At 54.4% G+C, this 18,495-nt stretch carries 18 protein-coding genes and 2 pseudogenes; 12 read left to right on the plus strand and 8 right to left on the minus strand.

Annotated elements, in window-relative coordinates:
* Positions 1-9: 9 nt before the first annotated feature.
* From DIT71_RS08010 to DIT71_RS08025, 4 genes are all read left to right on the plus strand, one after another.
* Positions 10-1,470 carry a malate:quinone oxidoreductase gene (locus tag DIT71_RS08010; RefSeq protein ID WP_114612677.1) on the plus strand — a complete coding sequence of 487 codons (1,461 nt, stop codon included), beginning with the start codon at positions 10-12 and terminating at the stop codon, positions 1,468-1,470.
* Positions 1,471-1,509: 39 nt separating this feature from the next.
* Positions 1,510-3,246 (plus strand): isocitrate/isopropylmalate family dehydrogenase, encoded by a 1,737-nt coding sequence (locus tag DIT71_RS08015; RefSeq protein WP_114612678.1) that lies wholly within the window; start codon positions 1,510-1,512, stop codon positions 3,244-3,246.
* Between the two features lie 103 nt (positions 3,247-3,349).
* Positions 3,350-5,458: a putative bifunctional diguanylate cyclase/phosphodiesterase gene (locus DIT71_RS08020; protein ID WP_114612679.1), complete on the plus strand. Its 2,109-nt coding sequence runs from the start codon at positions 3,350-3,352 to the stop codon at positions 5,456-5,458.
* Positions 5,459-5,850: 392 nt separating this feature from the next.
* The gene (locus DIT71_RS08025) at positions 5,851-6,396 is read left to right on the plus strand and encodes a PRC-barrel domain-containing protein (RefSeq protein WP_114612680.1); all 546 of its coding nucleotides are present in this window, start codon (positions 5,851-5,853) and stop codon (positions 6,394-6,396) included.
* Between the two features lie 73 nt (positions 6,397-6,469).
* Here the strand turns inward: DIT71_RS08025 and DIT71_RS08030 are convergent, their stop codons facing one another.
* Together DIT71_RS08030 and DIT71_RS18125 are read right to left on the minus strand one after the other, a co-directional pair.
* Positions 6,470-6,700, minus strand: a complete 231-nt coding sequence (locus DIT71_RS08030) for an META domain-containing protein (protein ID WP_319921920.1) — start codon at positions 6,698-6,700, stop codon at positions 6,470-6,472.
* A 3-nt stretch (positions 6,701-6,703) separates the two neighbouring features.
* A complete protein-coding gene (locus tag DIT71_RS18125) occupies positions 6,704-6,949 on the minus strand; it encodes a hypothetical protein (protein ID WP_147271472.1) in 246 nt (81 codons plus the stop codon).
* Between the two features lie 202 nt (positions 6,950-7,151).
* On the opposite strand from DIT71_RS18125, the gene DIT71_RS08040 reads away from it, so the two are divergent.
* The 3 genes from DIT71_RS08040 to DIT71_RS08050 all read left to right on the plus strand — a co-directional run bounded on the left by DIT71_RS08040 (position 7,152) and on the right by DIT71_RS08050 (position 9,480).
* A complete protein-coding gene (locus DIT71_RS08040; RefSeq protein WP_199490973.1) occupies positions 7,152-8,300 on the plus strand; it encodes an FAD binding domain-containing protein in 1,149 nt (382 codons plus the stop codon).
* A 96-nt stretch (positions 8,301-8,396) separates the two neighbouring features.
* A complete protein-coding gene (locus DIT71_RS08045; RefSeq protein WP_114612683.1) occupies positions 8,397-8,807 on the plus strand; it encodes an ACT domain-containing protein in 411 nt (136 codons plus the stop codon).
* Positions 8,808-8,895: 88 nt separating this feature from the next.
* Positions 8,896-9,480: a 2-hydroxychromene-2-carboxylate isomerase gene (locus tag DIT71_RS08050; protein WP_114612684.1), complete on the plus strand. Its 585-nt coding sequence runs from the start codon at positions 8,896-8,898 to the stop codon at positions 9,478-9,480.
* A gap of 19 nt (positions 9,481-9,499) precedes the next feature.
* Here DIT71_RS08050 and DIT71_RS18005 read toward each other — a convergent pair whose 3' ends face one another.
* Together DIT71_RS18005 and DIT71_RS18010 are read right to left on the minus strand one after the other, a co-directional pair.
* Positions 9,500-9,760, minus strand: coding sequence for a hypothetical protein (locus tag DIT71_RS18005; RefSeq protein ID WP_199490974.1), 261 nt, complete (start codon positions 9,758-9,760; stop codon positions 9,500-9,502).
* The gene (locus tag DIT71_RS18010) at positions 9,757-10,272 is read right to left on the minus strand and encodes a multiheme c-type cytochrome (protein WP_319921919.1); all 516 of its coding nucleotides are present in this window, start codon (positions 10,270-10,272) and stop codon (positions 9,757-9,759) included. The genes DIT71_RS18005 and DIT71_RS18010 overlap by 4 nt, the downstream gene beginning before the upstream one ends.
* 448 nt (positions 10,273-10,720) lie before the next feature.
* Between DIT71_RS18010 and DIT71_RS08060 the strand changes: the two genes are divergently transcribed.
* Positions 10,721-11,845 (plus strand): response regulator, encoded by a 1,125-nt coding sequence (locus DIT71_RS08060; RefSeq protein ID WP_114612685.1) that lies wholly within the window; start codon positions 10,721-10,723, stop codon positions 11,843-11,845.
* Between the two features lie 26 nt (positions 11,846-11,871).
* Here the strand turns inward: DIT71_RS08060 and DIT71_RS08065 are convergent, their stop codons facing one another.
* A complete protein-coding gene (locus DIT71_RS08065) occupies positions 11,872-12,864 on the minus strand; it encodes a DNA replication terminus site-binding protein (protein WP_158538960.1) in 993 nt (330 codons plus the stop codon).
* A gap of 229 nt (positions 12,865-13,093) precedes the next feature.
* Between DIT71_RS08065 and DIT71_RS08070 the strand changes: the two are divergent.
* From DIT71_RS08070 to DIT71_RS08080, 3 genes and pseudogenes are all read left to right on the plus strand, one after another.
* Positions 13,094-13,931 (plus strand): annotated as a pseudogene (locus DIT71_RS08070) (aldehyde dehydrogenase family protein); the annotation flags it as partial.
* 290 nt (positions 13,932-14,221) lie between these two features.
* Positions 14,222-14,761, plus strand: coding sequence for a glycoside hydrolase family 108 protein (locus tag DIT71_RS08075; protein WP_114612687.1), 540 nt, complete (start codon positions 14,222-14,224; stop codon positions 14,759-14,761).
* The gene (locus DIT71_RS08080) at positions 14,761-15,351 is read left to right on the plus strand and encodes a 3TM-type holin (RefSeq protein WP_114612688.1); all 591 of its coding nucleotides are present in this window, start codon (positions 14,761-14,763) and stop codon (positions 15,349-15,351) included. The genes DIT71_RS08075 and DIT71_RS08080 overlap by 1 nt, the downstream gene beginning before the upstream one ends.
* A 29-nt stretch (positions 15,352-15,380) precedes the next feature.
* On the opposite strand, the gene DIT71_RS08085 is transcribed toward DIT71_RS08080, so the two are convergent.
* Positions 15,381-15,878, minus strand: a complete 498-nt coding sequence (locus DIT71_RS08085) for a hypothetical protein (protein WP_144114482.1) — start codon at positions 15,876-15,878, stop codon at positions 15,381-15,383.
* Positions 15,879-15,996: 118 nt separating this feature from the next.
* The gene (locus tag DIT71_RS08090) at positions 15,997-17,001 is read right to left on the minus strand and encodes a hypothetical protein (RefSeq protein ID WP_114612690.1); all 1,005 of its coding nucleotides are present in this window, start codon (positions 16,999-17,001) and stop codon (positions 15,997-15,999) included.
* Between the two features lie 369 nt (positions 17,002-17,370).
* Between DIT71_RS08090 and DIT71_RS08095 the strand changes: the two are divergent.
* A pseudogene (locus DIT71_RS08095) lies at positions 17,371-17,700 on the plus strand (IS66 family transposase); the annotation flags it as partial.
* 3 nt (positions 17,701-17,703) lie between these two features.
* Here DIT71_RS08095 and DIT71_RS08100 read toward each other — a convergent pair.
* Positions 17,704-18,456 carry a VIT1/CCC1 transporter family protein gene (locus DIT71_RS08100; protein ID WP_114612691.1) on the minus strand — a complete coding sequence of 251 codons (753 nt, stop codon included), beginning with the start codon at positions 18,454-18,456 and terminating at the stop codon, positions 17,704-17,706.
* Between the last annotated feature and the right edge of the window lie 39 nt (positions 18,457-18,495).

Genomic DNA, 18,495 nt, shown 5'->3' on the forward strand with positions numbered 1-18,495 from the left:
GTAGATTCTATGAACGTAATCATCATCGGCGCGGGCATTATGGGAACCACTTTTGCCACTCTGGCAAAAGAGCTGGCCCCGGATCTGGACATCACCATTCTGGAAAGACTGGACAGGGCGGGGGCCGGAAATTCCTCGGCGTTCTGGAACGCCGGTACGGGCCATGAGGCGAACTGCGAGCTGAATTATACCCCGGTGGATGAAGAGGTCATTTCGGTCGAAAAGGCCCTGAAAATTCATGCCCAGTTCAACGTTGCCAAGCAGTTCTGGGCTCACCTGATCGAAAAAGGGGCCATCAAAGACCCCACGACGTTTATTAACCAGACCAAGCACTGCACCATTGTTTCCGAATCCGCGATCGAGGAACTGAGATTGCGATACAAGGAAATGTCGGCCCATCACTTTTTCGAGCAGATGCGCTACTCCGAGGACTTTGACGAGATCAAGAGCTGGATTCCCTACACCATGGATGAGCGCCCACGCCATGAGAAGATGGCGGCTACCGTCATTGAGACCGGCACGGACGTCAACTTTGGTGCCTTGACGGAGCAGATGGCAGACCATGCGGTGAAGGAGCTGGGTGTCAAAATCGAGTATGGCACTCACGTTAAGCGCGTTCACAAAAGCCCCACCGGGCGCTGGGTTATCGAGGCTGTCAGCAACGGGGTTCCGGTCCAGCACAGGGCCGATGTGCTCTTTGTAGGCGCAGGTGGAGGAGCGTTTCCACTCCTGAAACGAAGCCACTTGCCGTTCCGCAGCCGGTTCGCCGGCTTTCCTGTAGGCGGGCGTTTTTTGCAGGCCCAGATCAGCGAGGAACAGGCCAAGTACTACACCGCCAAAACCTATGGAAAAGCGAAAGTTGGCGCACCTCCCATGTCCGTACCGCATCTGGATCTGCGGGTGGTGGATGGCAAGCATTACCTGCTTTTCGGCCCCTTCGCATCGTTCAAACCGGTTCTTGAGAGAGGCCGTGGATTCTTTGATTACCTGACTTCCATTCGTCTGCATGATATTCCGGGCTTGCTGAACGTGGCCCTGGAGCATTTTCCACTGGTCAAGTATCTGGTTTCAGAAAGCTTCAAGGGTGAAAAGAGCATGTTCGAGGAACTGGACAGCTTTGCACCGGGCTTGAGTAAAAAGTTTGACTGGAAACCCATTGCAGCCGGCCAACGGGTGCAAATCATCAAAGACGGGGATTTGCAGATGGGCACGGAAATTGTTGTGTCCAACGACAAGACCTACGGGACGCTGCTGGGCGCATCGCCCGGCGCGTCGGTTTCGCCAGAAGTCATGTTGCGCTGTCTGGAACAGCTGATACCGTCTATATTTTCCAGAGACGAAGCCAGGAAAAAGAAGAACGACATTTTCCCCGAGGATGACCTGGACACCTTAATCAATAATCCGGACCGTTACCGCAAGATTCGCGACTCCGTCAACCAGCAGCTGGGGATAACCCGGTCCGGGGCATAATAAGATCGACTTACACTGCCAATACCGCAGGGAGAAATTATGAATAACAGAATCAATGTTACGTCGCCTTTGGTCATCCTTCACGGCGATGAAATGGCCCAGGTGGCTTTCGACCAGATTCTCGACAAATTCGTGGCCGCACGCCTGGACATTCAGCTCGAGGAAATCGACCTGTCGGCCGAGCACCGCCTGTTAACCAATGGCCAGGCGGTGATTGATGCCATCGAAGCCCTGCAGCGCCATGGCGTAGGTGTGAAGAACGCTGGCATGACGGTCAACCGCCAGCAACTGGAGGAATTGCTTCGCAAGCACCCGGAAGTGGACGCCGACAACCTTCACCCACTGGCCACCAAATCTCCCAACGGCGCCATTCGCAAGGGTATCAGCGGCAACATCACCCGCGAGGACATCCAGTTTCGCAACCTTAACATCAGCCGGCCTGACTGGATTGGTCGTGATATCGAAGTGGATACCATGGAGTTCGGCGGTATCAAGGAAAGCTTCAACCAGCTTTCCGAAGCCACGGGTGTGGTCAAGCTGATGTTTGTGGGCAGCAGCGGGGACCCGGTGGAATTACACCGCCGTGAAGTTCGCAAGGGGGACCCCTGGCTATTGGCCACCAACGATGTGGAGGACGTCAAAGCCTGGGCTCACCGCTTTTTCCAGCGTGCCATCGATGAGAAAAGGGATGTCTACCTGGGCCTGAAAGACACCGTAATCCCCGGCTACGATGGTGCTATGCGCACAGTGATTGAGGATATATATCACAGTGACTACCGCCAACAGATCAGTGACCTGGGGCTGAGCTACTACTACGAGCTCATTGACGCCCAGGCCGCGCGCATCGTCTCCAACCCGCCAGAACGAGCGCTCTGGGGTGTGCCGGACAACACCACCGGACGCAAGCTGTTCAAGCTGGTCAATCATCTGCGGGAGTTTGGTATTCCCAGCCGTGGTGCCCATGTATCCATCTCTCGCATGAGCGCCGGCGGAGGCGACCAGTACGGCAGCTTCAATATGCCGGCCCAGGAAGACGGCATCCTCAAGGTCATCGTGGACGGCGACGAAAAGCATGCCCGCCGTGTCCGGAAAGGCGATCCCATGCTGCTCATGTCCAATGATCGTGAAGCCATCAAGGACTGGGTGGCTCAGGTGTTCCGGGATGCATCCCGCAAGGACAAAGAGGTTTATTTCGGTCTCAAGCGCGAGTACATGGAATACGACGAAGTCTTCAGCAACGTCATTACTGAAGTGCGGCGGGAGCTGGCCCAGGATCATACGCCACCGCCGTCTTTCATGATTATGCGGCCCTCCAGTCAGCTCAAGAAAATGATCACAGACCCTCCGAGAAATGCCCTTTACCCCTCCCAGAACCTGGACGGCGACATCTTCTCGGACATCTCCGCTGCGCTGGGCGGCAGTCTTGCCACTGCCAGTTCCATCATCGAGAGCAAGGACGGCACCATGCTCTTCGAGGCACCCCATGGCACCGCTCATGATCTCTATCTGAAATATCTGGAGAGCGATGGCCGCGACGCCCACTTCAACCCCTCCGCCTTGATCTTTGCACTCGCTAACGCTCTTGAAACCCTGGGTGAGCGCGAGGGTAACGAACCCTTGGCCGAATACGCGGTTAACCTCAAGACAGCGCTGACCAACACGGTCGACAGGGGCATTGTCACTGCAGATCTCAAGGGGAAAACCGTCGACCCGGATTCGGAGCAGGTAGTGGATATGGCAGGTTTCCTGAACGCTGTGGAGGGCGCTTTGTCCTGAAAGGTCCCTGATGAGTGCTTTCGTTACTGAGGAGATTGCAAAAATTCATTCAATCGACCACATTAAAAGCTGAAACCCTTACAAAGCCCGAGGTGACCCACGGATGAGGCTGTCTGAGTTTATTCGCACCCACATGGAAGATATCCTGCGGATATGGGAATACGACGCTGATAAAATTTTGCCCATTCCGCACCTGTCCAGGGAAGAATTACGCGACCACATCAAGGAGATACTGCTGGGCATTGCGGTGAAACTTGAGCAGCCGCCCATAGGCCATGACCGCTTTGCTGAATTCTGCCCCCAACATCCGGACAGCGGGAACTCCGCTCGCATCCATGGCTCCGAAAGGCATGATCTGGGTGCAGATATCGTGCATGTCGCGGCGGAATTCCGTGCCCTGCGCGTCACGGTTATTGAGCTATGGGTGCAGTTTGGCGGCTGTACCGGTAAGGAGGATGCGAAGGAGCTGATCAGGTTCGACAACGAGATCGACATGGCCCTGGCGCAATCCATTGGGAACTACGCGCTGAAAAAGCAGAAACAGGGGCGCCTGTTTGAAACCATGTTGTCCTCATTGCCAGATCCCTGTTATATCCTGAATCTTGATGGCACCTTTTTATACGCCAACAACGCCATGGCTGGCCTTTGTCAGGTAAAGGCTGAAGACATCATTGGCCGGGCATTTTCTGAAATGCCACTGCATTCCAGGTACAACGGTGAAGTGAAACTGCAGGACGTCATTCGCTTTAAGGAACAGCGCGAGGGGGAGGTTCGAATAGAGGGGCCCTCCGGCGACATTCATTATTATGAGTACCTTTATGCCCCGGTCATCGACGATAAGGGAGAGGTGGAAGCCGTCTCCGGTATTGCCCATGACATTACCCTCCGCAAGGAGTCGGAAGCAAGAATCTGGTGCCATGCCAACTTCGACCTCCTCACCAAACTGCCCAATCGCAGGCTGTTCATGGACCGGCTCAGCCAGCACGCGGCCCATTCCGACCGTACCGGTGATCCTTTCGCCTTGCTCTTCATTGACCTTGATCATTTCAAGGGTATCAATGACAGGTTCGGCCATGATGCCGGGGACAATCTGTTAAAAAAGATCGCTGAGAGGGTCAGTGCCTGTGTGCGACAAACAGATACGGTTGCCCGCATCGGCGGCGATGAGTTTACTGTGCTGCTGCTGGACACCGGCGACCGAGAGTTCATTGAGGGCATTGCCGGTAATATACTCGCGGCTCTGGAGCGACCTTTCCAGCTGGACGAAAACGAAGCCAGCCTATCGGGCAGTATCGGCATAACGCTGTTTCCCGAGGATGCCGGCACCGCCCAGCAGTTGTTGAACGACGCCGATCAGGCCATGTACCTGGCCAAGCATTCGGGCCGTAACCGGCTGTGCTATTTCACTGACATCATGAAGAGTGCCCGCTCCCAGCGCCAACAATTGATCAATGACCTGCGCGAGGCCCCCCTCGGCAAGCAGCTCAGGCTTTTCTACCAACCCATTATAGATCTGTCCAACGGTCGCATCGTCAAAGCCGAGGCGCTGTTGCGATGGCAGCATCCCGAGCAGGGGCTCAAGCTGCCGGATGAATTCCTGGGGGTGGCAGAGGAGTCGGGTCTCATGTCTTCGCTTGAGCATTGGGTATTTTCCGAAGCCGCGGCCCAGGCTGTTAACTGGTCAGAGTTTATGGACAGCTCATTCCAGGTCACCATTAACTCATCGCCCCTACAGTTTACCCAGAACATTCACAGCAAGCCCTGGGAAGCCCACCTGGAAAAATTTTTGCACTCCAATACCAGCATTGTAATCGAGCTCACTGAGAACGTTTTTCTCGGCGATTCAGAACAGCTGGAGAGAAATTTTACCGAGCTCCGGGATGCCGGTGTTCAGTTGGCGCTGGATGATTTCGGTACCGGCTATTCCTCGCTCGCATACCTCAAGCGCTTTGATGTTAACTACCTGAAGATTGATCAAAGCTTTGTGCGGGAGAACGAACCTGGCTCCAGCAGCCACGCCATCGCCGAGACGATCATTATGATGGCTCACAAACTCGGGCTGCAGGTGGTGGCAGAGGGCGTAGAAACGGCGGAACAGCGGGATTGGCTCAAGGCGGCCGGTTGCGACTTCGCCCAGGGTTTTTTCTTTTCAAAGCCGGTGCCCGCAGCGGAGTTGGAACCGGTTCTGCGTATCGGCTACACGCATCACTGATGCCACCCTCGGCTTTCGCCAGTTCAAGCAGCTTTCCAGACAGCATCGACAGGCAGGCTGCGCAGAGCTTCCTCAATCTCGACTCTCAATCACTGGATCACAGCCCTGTTAGTGATTGTGATGCTGGTTCAGCGTTTCTCTGCCGCTGGAATCACTCGGGGTGCTGAACGAGCCGGCTGAAATCGTGCACATCTGCCTGGGTGTTAACTGGACCGATGCTGTCCTTCTTCAATGCGGACGAATCACGAATCGAAAATTGCCATACGGTCATTAGGTAATTGATCGGGCGGCTGCTAGCGTGATTAATAACGCGATCGCTGTCCATCGCGTAAATGCCCCGGGCTCAAAGCGCGGGGTAATTCACAGGAGCACAGCAAAAACAGGAGTTTACTATGACGCGCGCACGTTTGATTCGGGCAATGGGCCTTTCCCTGGTAGCCGGTTCCATGGCCTTCAGCCTCTCGGCCCATGGGGCCCAGGGACTTTATTCAGCCGATGACCTGATGGACGCAGACGTCTACGACAGCAACGGTGAAGAGATCGGCGAAGTGCAGAACATTCTCATGGACGACAACATGTCGGTCCACTCACTGGTGATCAAGACCGGTGACGTCGTTGGCCTTGGGGGCCGTGATGTAGTGGCTGAGCGTGGCACCTTCACCCTGCGTATGGAGGGCGACGGCGACGACGAGTTCGATGACCAGGATTACGAGGTCCATATTGAAGCGACCCAGGATGAGGTCAAAGCGTTGCCGGAATACGATGAAAGCTGGTGGAACCAGACCAGTGACGCTTTGAGCAAGGCCTGGGAAAACACCAAGGAGACCAGCAGCAGCGCATGGGAAGACACCAAGCAAGCCACTTCTTCCGCCTGGCAGAAGGTGAAACAGGGCGTGGGAAATATGTCTGATAGCGCAGAGGAGGAAGTTGAAAAATAGTCCGTCCCGAGCGGATTCCGTTCAGGGCCTGGCTACCGATTTTCGGAAACCGGTAGCCAGGCCCTGTTCAGTCTCAACGACGTTCCCCGGCGCTCAAACGCAACCTGGAATACGGACTGCTACTCAGCACCAAGTCGCCTTTTTCGTTCAGGCTAAACCTGCGGACATTGGCCATCATGCCGAGCAATTGCTCTTCCTGCATCATCAAGGCCGGCGCGCAGGCCATTTCGATTTGCGAAAGCTCTCTGATATCCAAGCCGGCGCCGGCAATCTCCTTAACAACCCATTGTTCCCCGGCTAGCAGGCTCTAAGGATCACCGCCACAGCCTTCCAGTGTCTGGTTTCCGATAATGACCGTTGCAGTGTAAGGGTAGGGCATGCCGCTCATGCTGTCGGTGCAATTCTGGTCATCGATATACAAGATCAGCTTCTCGCCCTCTGAACTGACGGCGGTATATCGATAACCCTTTGTGGTGTGCTCAAGCTGTGGATTGGTGGCCTGAAACTGCTTTTCACCGTATTGATAGCTGAGACTCAGAGCATCGTTTGTCATCTTGAGTATCCAGCCAGGCTCCTGACCAACCGCCTTCAACGGCGTTTGCGGTTGAGGAAATGGCGCCTCCATGTCGCTTGATGGCCTGGCTTGACAACCTGCCAGGGTCAACAAGGCAGTCACAGTTACCAGAGCATTGACGCGCATGTTGTTTACTCCTTGTGTGATGCAATGTGAGTCAATATTCAACAGGAGAGCTGATGTGAATGACAACATCAAGCCCAGAGCGATTATTGTAGGCGGCTCCCTCGCGGGGCTGTTCAATGCGATTATGTTACGCAGTATCGGCTGGCAGGTAGATATCTTTGAGCGGACACCACACGCCCTGGAAAGCCGTGGCGGAGGTATTGTATTGCAGCCCGAAGTGGAGCTGGCGTTTGAACTCGCCGGGCTAAAAGACTACCCGGACCTGGGCGTAGTTTCCCATGAGCGGTTGTTTCTTAATGATGACGGAAGTATCGCGCAGCGGATGCACGGCCAGCAAACTCTGACATCCTGGCCGATGCTCTACAACACCATGCGTAATGCCATCCCTGACGACAACTATCATTTGAATTCAAGATTGGTCAGTGTCAGTGAAGAAGACGATAGCAAGGTCACAGCAGTCTTCGAAGATGGGCGAGTAGTCACTGGCGATCTGTTAATCGGGGCAGACGGAGTAAACTCGACCGTCCGATCACTTATGCTGCCAGGCATAACACCCGACTACGCGGGCTACGTGGCATGGCGGGGATTGGTAAAGGAAGGCGAGCTTGATCCTGAAGTGGCCGAATTGCTGAGCCAACGCTTTGTGTTCCATCAATATCCGGGCTCTCACATTCTTCAGTATCTGATTCCGGCCCCGGATGGTTCCACACGGGCAGGGGATCGCTACTTTAACTGGGTCTGGTACCGAAATGTCAGCGCAGATGATCTACCGAAACTGCTTACGGACAGAACTGGCCGGAGCCGACCGACATCCGTGCCTCCCGGATTAGCGAAGCAGGAGTCTGTCGATGAAATGCACGTGGCGGCAAAGTCGCAGCTGGCTCCGCAAATGGCCAGACTGGTTCTGGCAACCAAAGAGCCATTTATCCAGGCGATACTGGATCTGTCAGTGAATAGGATGGTTTTCGGGCGTGTTATATTGACCGGAGACGCCGCGTTTGTACCAAGGCCGCATACCGCAGCAAGCACCTCAAAAGCGGCCGCCAATGCGATAGACCTTGCCGTTGCGCTTCGCCACGGAGATGAAAATTTAGGTACTGTACTGGCACACTGGGAACAGCGCCAGATAGCCCTCGGCGAACGTCTGCAATCACAGGGTCAAATGCTGGGAAACAGATCCCAGTTTCCAGCCAGCGCCCAGTAGCACTTCCGTGGCTAAAGCCTGACCAATGACTCTCGCAACATCGTGGCAGCCACTATACTCAAGATGCCCTCAACATTTGGCTAAAGGATATAGAAAATGAAGCGACCAACGTTTCTGCAGGATTTGATCAAGCAGCTCTCACCAAAACTGGACTCGACGACCTATGTCTATTGCACCGTTCCTCGCGCAAAGTATGGTGAGCTGGAAAAGCTGAAACCTATTGTCAGCATTGCCGAACTGGAAGGTCTTACCCTGGTTATTCCTCTGGAGCAGGCCAAAGCCGAAGGCCTGGACTACTACAGAGTTTTCCGCCGCATAACCCTTGAGGGCCACTCCAGCCTTGAAGCTCTGGGCCTGACATCGGTGGTAACGAGCCTGCTTGCCGAGCGGGGTATTACCACCAATGTCATAGCAGGGTTTTATCACGATCACATGTTCGTACCCAGCGATCGAATCGATGAGGCCATGGAAGCATTGAAGGAGCTTGCCAGCAATCCAGGTGACTAAAGGCGGACCGTTCGGCCTGGCCGTTCGAGCAGGATGCGCGGCCATTCTCCGAGACCTGGGAAACCTTTCCTCACAACAGGTATTGGATATGACTAAAAGTATCGACTTCTATTATGATTTCATCAGCCCCGCGTCTTATTTTGCGTGTATGCGGTTGTTGCAGCTGACTGAAGGCCGGGCGGTGCATATCAATTACAAACCCATCCTGCTTGGAGGCGTATTCAAAGCCTCAGGCAACACGTCTCCAGTCACAATCCCCGCGAAATGGGACTGGATCAAAGCCGATTTCCAGCGCCATGCGGATTACTATGGCATTCCATTTCAACAGAATCCGCATTTTATCTTCAGCACCGTTAACGCAATGCGTGGTGCACTCTGGGCTCTAGCCCAGGACCGGATTGAAGAATACAACCGCGCCATGTTTTCGGCCGCCTGGGAACAGGGGCGGGATCTCTCATCCCATGAAGTTCTCAGGGATACGCTGACCGGAGCCGGATTCGACGCAGATGAGGTGTTGGCGGCAATGGGCGAGCCGGAGTTAAAGGCTGCTCTCGTGGATGCGACTGAAAACGCCGTCCAACGAGGCGTATTCGGAGCTCCCACCTTTTTCGTGATGAATGAAATGCACTTTGGACAAGACCGGCTGGACTGGGTCTTAAGAGCGCTGGATTGATGCGCATTTTTGCCGGTTTTCACTGTTGGCGCGGCTGGTGACAGTTGGAACAGTTCACCTCCGCCGCATACATCTTCGATTGCAGAAATGAGCCGTAGACAAAGACTTCATCGAGGATCTGGCCGTCGGCCTCATAAAGCCCGGGGTGCAGCAGCGAAAGGTTGTAGGCGTCGTGATAGGGATTGCCTGGCAGCGCATTGCCGTCGTCCAGCGCCTCCCGCCGCGAATGGCACCCAGTGCATTGCTGGATCGTTGCCTCGGTCCCCTCCGCAAAATTCATGGTGAAGCCGTAAGGATTGAGCGGAGAACTGATCGCTCCACCCGCGGCCCAGTCGAGATGCGCCGCGCCAGGCCCATGGCAGGCCTCGCAGCGGGCGTTCCAGTTTTTGTAAGGGCCAGTCCAGTGCAGCCCGTCACCGGGGGGAGGTCCTGCGAGGGATAGAGATGAAACCAGCGGTCCTGTTCGGTGTCCCAGACCACGTCAAAGCTCTGCAGACGACCCGGTTCGGTCTCGATCAGGTATTGTTGAAGCGGTTCGACTCCGGCGACGGAGTGCACCCTGTAGTCAGTTGTCGCACCGTCCTTCTCGGTCACCTCAACGTGATAGACCCCGGCCTTGGTTCGAAAGCGTGCTGTCATCCAGTCATGTTTGAAAACGGTGCCGTCGAAATCGGCGGCCACAGTCTCGGGTGATGGCATCGTCCAAGCCTGCGCATGGTGCGAGCCGGACCATGCCTCAGCAGCCTCCTTGTGGCAGGCCACACAAGCTTTCGAGCCCACATACGGTGGCACGCCCCGCGGGTAAGCAGCCGAAGCAGACGCGAAAACGATCAGTGTAAGCGCGACTCGAAGTATATATCAGCATTCAACGAAGACCAGCAGGTGCAGCGTTGCCGATTTTCAGGTTGCCCTACTCACGCCGCGGCGGATTCTTTCGGAATGGACTGATGCGGTGGCTGCTCCAATAAAGATTTTAGTATGAAGGAAGTTTGTGTGGTAGAAATATTTGACACGGGTTTCCATAATCTTCTAACGCTTTAGCTCATTTTTCATGAGCGATTGAACGACTACGTGAACCACTGAGTCGTTGCTGAACAGACTTAAAGTAAATGCTAGAGAAGACCCCCGGTTAGGATTTCCAATTGTAAAGTTCAAAGATGGGTAAGACTTTATTTCAAAAGCAGAAAAAAGCCGGCCTTAATGGTCTGAACATTTTCTATTAGGTTTAGAACGTGCCCCTATGAAGGCACTGATTCTTGAAGAAGACATACTGTTGGCCGACCTGCTGGAAACGATTGTTGGCGGTCTTTATCCGGGTGGCAACGTTTTCGTAACGGGATCTGTGGCGAGCGCTCTGGAGCATTGGAGGGAAAACGGTGCTGACTTGATAATTACTGGCTGGAACCTGCCGGACGGCTCGGGTCTGGACGTTGCCAGAGTCGTTCGCGAAAAAGACAAAATTTCACCAATCGTATTGATTTCCGCCCGAACAGACCGGGAGTCTGTTCGTCAAGCCGGACAACACGGAATCAGTGATTACATAATAAAACCTTTCGAGGTGACATTGCTTCACGAGAGACTGGGAGCACTCGTTGACCAAGACACTGATGAGCAGGAATTACAGACCGATGTGGAGCAACTGTTACGCACCTCAGTGGATAAGGTCATCCAGCTTCCTTGTAAGATTGATACAGCCGGCATCATCAAACTGATGCAATTCAGACAGGATCTCTCCCCATCCCAACTTGCTGAGCGTTGGAAAGAAGAAGTAGCGCTAACATCTCGTCTGCTGGATGTCGCCAACAATGCTTCGTTCAAAAAAACCGGGAGGCCAGTCCGCAATTTACGCGATGGGATTGCAACTTTGGGGGTGGATATGTCTTTTCGGCAAGCCGTGGCACTGTCGCTGGATATATCCGGACAACTGCGTGATCCCCGTCTTGCAGAGAAGGCCGAGGCATTTATTGAAATAGCGAAAAAAGTGGCCTATGAGGCCGAACGAATGGCGACGAGAGTGGAAACAGACCGCTCGGAGATTTACGTTGCGGCACTGCTTAGCCGCGTGGGTGAGCTGGGAGTGCTCAAGGTGATGCAGCAATTAATTGACCGCAAGGGCTCTATTTCCGACGATCAGGTTGAAAGTGGATTGGCCTGGGCTCCGACCTATGGAAATCGTTTAAAGGTACAATGGCATTTGCCCTTGCAGCTAAGGGAACTGATAGGCGCGGTACATGTTCTTCCGCATGCTTCCACCCACGAGTCGATGCTCGTGATGCGCTCGGCCGGGCTATTGGCAAGAGGAGAGGGCGGGGGGGAAGAATGTTTGCGTCTGCTAAGCCGACTGGGATTGAATGAACACACCTGACGGCTTTCTCATGATTTACTGTCACGCTACCTGGAAGAGAGCAAGGGGTATATTGGCAGCAACCAGGAAATGGGCTCATCCGAGGTTTTACGCCCGGCCCGTTTGGCTCGTTTCTTGCCGTTAATCGCGTCGTACACGCCCAGTGTCCCCACTTTTATAGGCGTGGTTGGATTGATCACAATCAGCGGGGTGTGCGCTTCGCGCAGGGAGACCGGTTGATCGAACTTCTTTTCCTTTTCCCATTTTTCTCGACGAGAGTCCCGCTCGGTTTGGGACAGGCGCCGGCGAATGTTCACCATGGGTCGGACCACCAGTTTCCGCCTCTGGCGGAGTTCAGTGTTAGAAGGCAGTGACTGCACCCGGTTCAGCTCCCTGGAAATAATCCATTGCCACTGAGCGGGCTCCATTCCCTCCGGAGCCGGATCGTTCATGATGTTTTTGATGCGCTCGACAGCCTCGGCCACGGTCACCTTTTTGATCTCGGTTTTCACGCCCCAGGTGAAACTGAGGCTTTGAATCACGGGCTCCGGGGGCAGGGCAGTGTAATGACGCACAAGCTGGAGGGTCACCAGCATGTGGTGATGATTGTGCAGCAGTTCGAACCGATCGTTTCGGGTGCCCAGCTTGGGAATGAGTTCCTTGATCTGGTCTTTCAGGGCATTGGCCTGTGCGATCCGGCGATCGATCATCTCGGCGTTTGTGGTGCTGCAACGTACCACAATGGTACCGGGTGTCCGGGCAACAGCTTTGGTGGAATGCTCGCCATCGCCATACCAATCGCTCAGGGCGAACACGGCCCGGTCGAAGGCTTCGGTCCCGGTGAGCAGCTCCGGTTCAATGCGCTGCGGCAGGTCCGTTTCCTCCCCTTTTTTCGGACGCGGAACGACGGCGACCTTCGCCTGGACAATGTCGCATCGGCGCAAACTGGACTGAAGATCCGCCACAACGGTCTCCAACGCTTCAATCCGTTCGTTGATTTGGTCGATCGCTTGAAGCTGCGCTGCGCTGTACTGGGACATAACCAGCCTCTGGTTTGTTTCGATAGTTGATAATATACCAACATGCACTAACAATTCTACAACCGGACACGCCTGATACTCCGCGTCATTCCTGCCAACTCTGCCTTCTTTGAAGAAGGTGAGGGCGCATAGAACACCCATGTCCCGCTGAGCCGATAAATACGATAAACCTCAGAATGTTTTACATATAACTCCCGCCACCGAACCGCCGGTTTGGGCAACTCCCAACTACCTTGAAGCCCGCATCGACCCTGCGATGCCAGATCGGCAGCCCATGCCGCGCGTGGATTTGCGTATGCGTATGGTTTCCATTGGCCCTGTCGCCGTCTTCGGGGCTTCCAATTTCCCGCTGGCGTTCTCCGTGGCCGGTGGTGACACCGCCTCCGCGCTGGCTGCTGGCTGCCCGGTGATCGTCAAGGCCCATTCCGCTCATCCCGGAACCTCTGAGCTGGTTGGTCGTGCCATCCAGAAAGCGGTAGCGGACGGCAACCTGCACGAAGGTATGTTTTCACTGATCTTCGGCGCCGGTAACGCCAGGCCCTGGTAGCAACCCGAACGTCATCAAGGCAGCGACCGGTCAGGAAAGCGATCAGCCTAATCAATGTCAGGCCCGTCTGTTCGTTACCAGCGTTGAGAACTTCATCAATGATGAGCGTCTTTCCGCCGAGATCTTTGGCTCTTCCTCACTGGTGGTGAAGTGTAAGGATATTGCAGAGTTCAAGAAGGTAGCCAACCACCTCGAAGGACAGCTGACGGTCACTCTGCAACTGGATGAGCCTGATCACGAAGCCGCCCGGGAACTTCTGCCGATTCTGGAGGACCGTGCAGGGCGCATCCTGTGCAACAGCTACCCCACCGGCGTTGAAGTCTCCCATGCCATGGTTCATGGCGGTCCCTACCCGGCGACTTCCGACAGCCGAACAACGTCTGTTGGCTCCCTGGCTATTCAGAGGTTCATTCGGCCCGTCTGCTATCAGAACCTGCCCCAATCCTTGCTGCCGGAAGCGCTGAAAGATGGCAACCCGTTGGGTATTCGTCGTCTGGTCGATGGTGAAGATCAGCGTTAAACGGGCATTTGCCCTCTAACACGGTCCCTTCAGGCTATGACACAAGACCCTGACAATCATAAAGTAGATTATAGCTTTTTGGGTTCATCTCATTTTTCACACAAACACTGCAGGATTTTATATTCAGGTAAGCTAGTATTAAATCAGGTCTAATTCCACGTCTTGGTAAACATCATTAGAACGGCATTTGGAATTTCGCAACATCGAGATAGGCTAATGTTCGATGGTGTTGAAGTCCTTCGGCAACCAGCCTCACCATTATTGCTTCTTGACCAGTTTAAGGAGAGATCATGGCTGGCATCGAGGAAATGATTGACGACATTCTCCGCCGCGAAGGCGGCTATGTTGACCACCCCGCCGACCGCGGCGGGCCTACCAACTTCGGAATTACCCAAAACACCCTGTCCCGCTACATCGGCCGTGCCGCGTTAAAAAGCGAAGTCAGAAATCTCAGTGAAGACGTAGCCCGCGATATCTACGAAAGTAAATACTTCGAAGGTCCGCGCATCCACCGCCTACCGGAAGAAATCCAGCCCTTTATTTTCGATTGTGCCGTCAACCACGGCCCGCGCCGGGCGATAAAATTCGTGCAAAGCGTGATCAACCAGGCCGGTAGGGAGCCACCCCTGGACGAGGATGGCGCCATGGGCCCCAACACCGCCAAAGCCGCGGCCTGGGCCCAAAACACCATGGGCGATTATTTTCTCAAAGCTTTATTGGAAGAACGGCGCAACTTTTACCGTACCATCGTCGCTGCCCGACCTTCACAAGAAGTTTTCCTCCGAGGTTGGATGAACCGAGTGGACGAATTTGAACAGGAGGTAGCGTAATGGCCTGGTGGAGCGCGATGGGCGATATTTTTAGAGGGGGCAAAGAAGTTGTCGAGGTTTTCAAACCCAATGCCACCGAAATAGAGCAACACCGCCACAACGAAGTCATGGCCGACCTCGACCGCGACAAAGCCGTGATGGGGCAATTTGCGGCTGAGTTCGTCGACCGCAGAAATCGCACCTGGTGGGATTCATTAATTGACGGATTAAATCGCTCGGTGCGCCCGATCATCACCTTTGGCGTCCTGGCGTTTTTTATAATTGCGCCCTTAAGCCCGGAGAAGTTCCTCCTGATCGCCGAATCCTACAGCCTCATGCCCACCGGCTATTGGGCCTTGCTGACTGTCATCATCGGTTTTTACTTTGGCGGGCGCATGCAACTAAAATCCCAGGATATGGCGGTAAGAAAAGACGCCGTGCAGGCCGCCAAAAACCTGGTCGTGATGCGCAGGGAATTTCGGCAATTGGAGGAGCAGGATGATACTAAGGAATCGAAAATCTTCGAAGCCGCCATAGCCGAACAGAGAACGCGGCCGAGGAATAAAGTGGTTGCGGAGTGGTTGGCGCTGAGGAAGCCAGTGAATGATTGAACGGAGGCTCGCCTGCTTGTTTCTATCTACTAATACTCGTCTTCCGGATCGGTCGCCAACCCGGAACGGGCAACGCTGCGCGCGATCACGACGACAGAACAGCCGATAATAAAGGCAACGACAAAGCACACGAACGACAATCTGGCCACAGTGGTCCAGGAAATTGAAGCCGAAAAACCCGTGCCCATACCATGGTGCACCATGAGGCTGATCCACAGGCCCGCCACCAACACCAGGCCCAACATGATGCCATCGCCTAGACGGACGTTCATGCCTTTGAATTTCTGGGTTAGCGGATTTAGGTGGCTCAACGCAGCGATACCCATGGCAAGCACGGAGGGAAGGATGGACCAAGGCATCCTATCGCTCAAGTTATCGGAGACGAATACGAAGTCGTGCAGCTGCTGTGCGAGAGTCTGGGTGCCATCGAGGCTGACTTCCATTAGCGCTGTCACGACAAGCCATGTCAGCCAGCCCAGCATCCCGGCCAACAAGTACCAGCCCCAAGGCGTTTCGCTCTTCATCATCAGGCGCCGACTGGAACCGATCAACGAGCCACACAGAGCGGAGCCGGCATAAATGGTCGCAATTCTTGTGGTGAGCGCGAATGGAGACTCCCCACCCCGGCCAGTCAAGACGAATGAGCTATAAAGCACCACAAACGCGCCAATGAACACGGTCGCCAGCAGCAGGATTATCTTGTGGATTGTCAGTTCGCGAAAACAGCCAAGTCCTTTGAACCCAGCTTCCGTCAGTTGTTCGAGCCTTTTTCCAGCGGACGAACCGGAATAGATCACCAGATGTGCAGCAATCGACGAGACGGGCCGACATCAGTTTTTTGTAGTCTGCAATGATGTACTGTGAAACCAGCTTGGTAGTGCGATTGAGCTCTTCCGAGGTCAAGATCAGCGCCGCCGGCTTGTCATTGTCGATGTGCTGCCCGATCTCCTGATAGGTTTCGGCCGATAGTTTCAGACGCAACAAATGCAGTGCCACGCCGGTTCGGCGTTTATGTTCCTGACGCAGCTCGGCGATCTGTGCCATGCGCCGCGTATCGTTGTCCTCGGCCGCGCAGGCTTCGCAGAAGCGAATCAATGTGGAGACCTTGCGCCACAGGGTTATCGGATCACCGGAATGCAGGTCTGGAGGCTCTTCAAGAGGGTTGGATACGAACACATCGAAGTCTTCCATCATCTTGAAGTTGGCGGTGAACTCTGCCTTTGACGGCGCGAACTCGTTATTTTCCAGCAGCATTTTCAAATGCGTGAAGTCTTCTTCCAGGTGCTGCGCGCTCAACAACCGATCGACGATAAACTTGTCGAGCCGGTGGAAGAAACGGATATCGTGTGCCTTATACAATAACGCTGCTGAGAGAAGCGGCGGAGTGACTTCTGGTGAGCCTTCTAAAAAGTCCTTCAGATCACTCTGGAATTTCTCGGCGAGTTGGTCGACGATCTCTGTCGAGATCAGCAACATAATAATAATCGCCACCACGAACAATAAGAGGTAGTAACCGGAATAGGCAAGCGCCACCAGCCAGTAGAACTTGAGCCGCTCGCGATACGGCGCAGAGATGTCGTAAAAACGAAATTGCGACCATATGAAGATGAATATTGCGCAGGCAACGTAAAAGACACTCACCGTATTCATCGTGAGATTCTCCTGAACTCTTTACCAGCCAGCTCGCTACCGAGGATCGGGAAAGGGCAGCGCTTGCTGGTTGTCGTCGCAAGAGGAAAGTCGGCGACCGCTCACAGCCACCGTTACCGACACATCTCCCTGTTGCCCGTGTGTGTAGTCCTGCGGTTTCACGCTTAATCAAAGAAAGAGTAGACCAAGGAGGCAACCCCAACTATACGGAACACAAATCTTATTCGTCTTACTTCTGCCGACCGAGTGTATGCGTCCGGTGATCCCATCTTGAGTCAGGCGCTGCCTCCGTCGGGATAGTGTCCACTTATTTTCTAGTGGACCAAAGACCTGCCGCCGGATAAGCGCCGGGAAATCCGACAAACCAAAGCCAAAGCACTGGATTACAGCCTCAAACGTTGGGCAGCGCTGACGCGCTACTTGGACGATAGCGCTGTGCCCATCGACAACAATTGGGTAGAAAACCAGATCCGGCCCTGGGCGTTGGGTCGTTCCAACTGGCTGTTTGCGGGGTCGCTGCGCAGCGGTCAGCGTGCGGCTGCGGTCATGAGCCTGATCCAGTCGGCCAAGCTGAACGGGCACGATCCTTATGCCTACCTGAAGGATGTGCTGACTCGCCTGCCGATGCAGAAGAATAACTCCATCGCTGAACTGTTGCCCCAAAACTGGAAGCTTGCCGCAGCTAAAAAAGAACTCTAATGGTCATTCACCTAGCAACCCATGTGCGAAATAGCCGGTAGCAAAAGCTAATCCAGCTGCGGCTGTACCCATTAACAATGTACGTAATCCTGATCGCCAAACTGGCACACGATATACCGCGCTCTTAAGCATGCCGATACCTAAAAACACCAACCCTGCGACACAAAGACTGGACAGGAATTGAGTTGTGCTACTGAACCCTGGTAGAGCGTAGGGCAATAGAGGCAAAGCTCCGATCAAAAGGAATGCAGCGAAGGTAGTCAGCGCCGATCGCAAAGGGCTCACTCCAGCACCAGAGAGCCCATATTCTTCTCGTAACATTGTAGAGACCCAGACTTCCGGGTCATGGCATAGAGCTTCGACTACCTGTTCAAGCAGCTCTCCTTCAAACCCCTTCGCTTGGAACAGTTGGCGAATCTCTTCTCGCTCACCTTCTGGTACCAAGGCGATATGTCGATGCTCGATCTGTTCAGTATTAGCAATCTGAGCCAATTGCGCCTGGCCAGCCTCATAATTGCTCACCGCCATGCTGAAGCCATCAGCAGCCAGGTTGGCGAAACCCAGGACTAATGCTATTTGTGGCGAGAAGCCCGCACCGAAAGCACCGGATACCACTGCAAAGGTAGTGACACAGCCATCAATGCCTCCGAGTACAGCATCAGGTAGAGTCGATGCTCGCATTGGCTTTGCCAGCCGGGCGCGCACCGCCTCGGGTTGGTGCTCATCCAGAAGCTCCTCGCGGCTGGGAGTCGGCATGTTCACCTCCTGTGGTCCGGATAAATAACCATAAGAGTA

Source organism: Marinobacter vulgaris (assembly GCF_003344045.1).
Lineage (GTDB): Bacteria > Pseudomonadota > Gammaproteobacteria > Pseudomonadales > Oleiphilaceae > Marinobacter > Marinobacter vulgaris.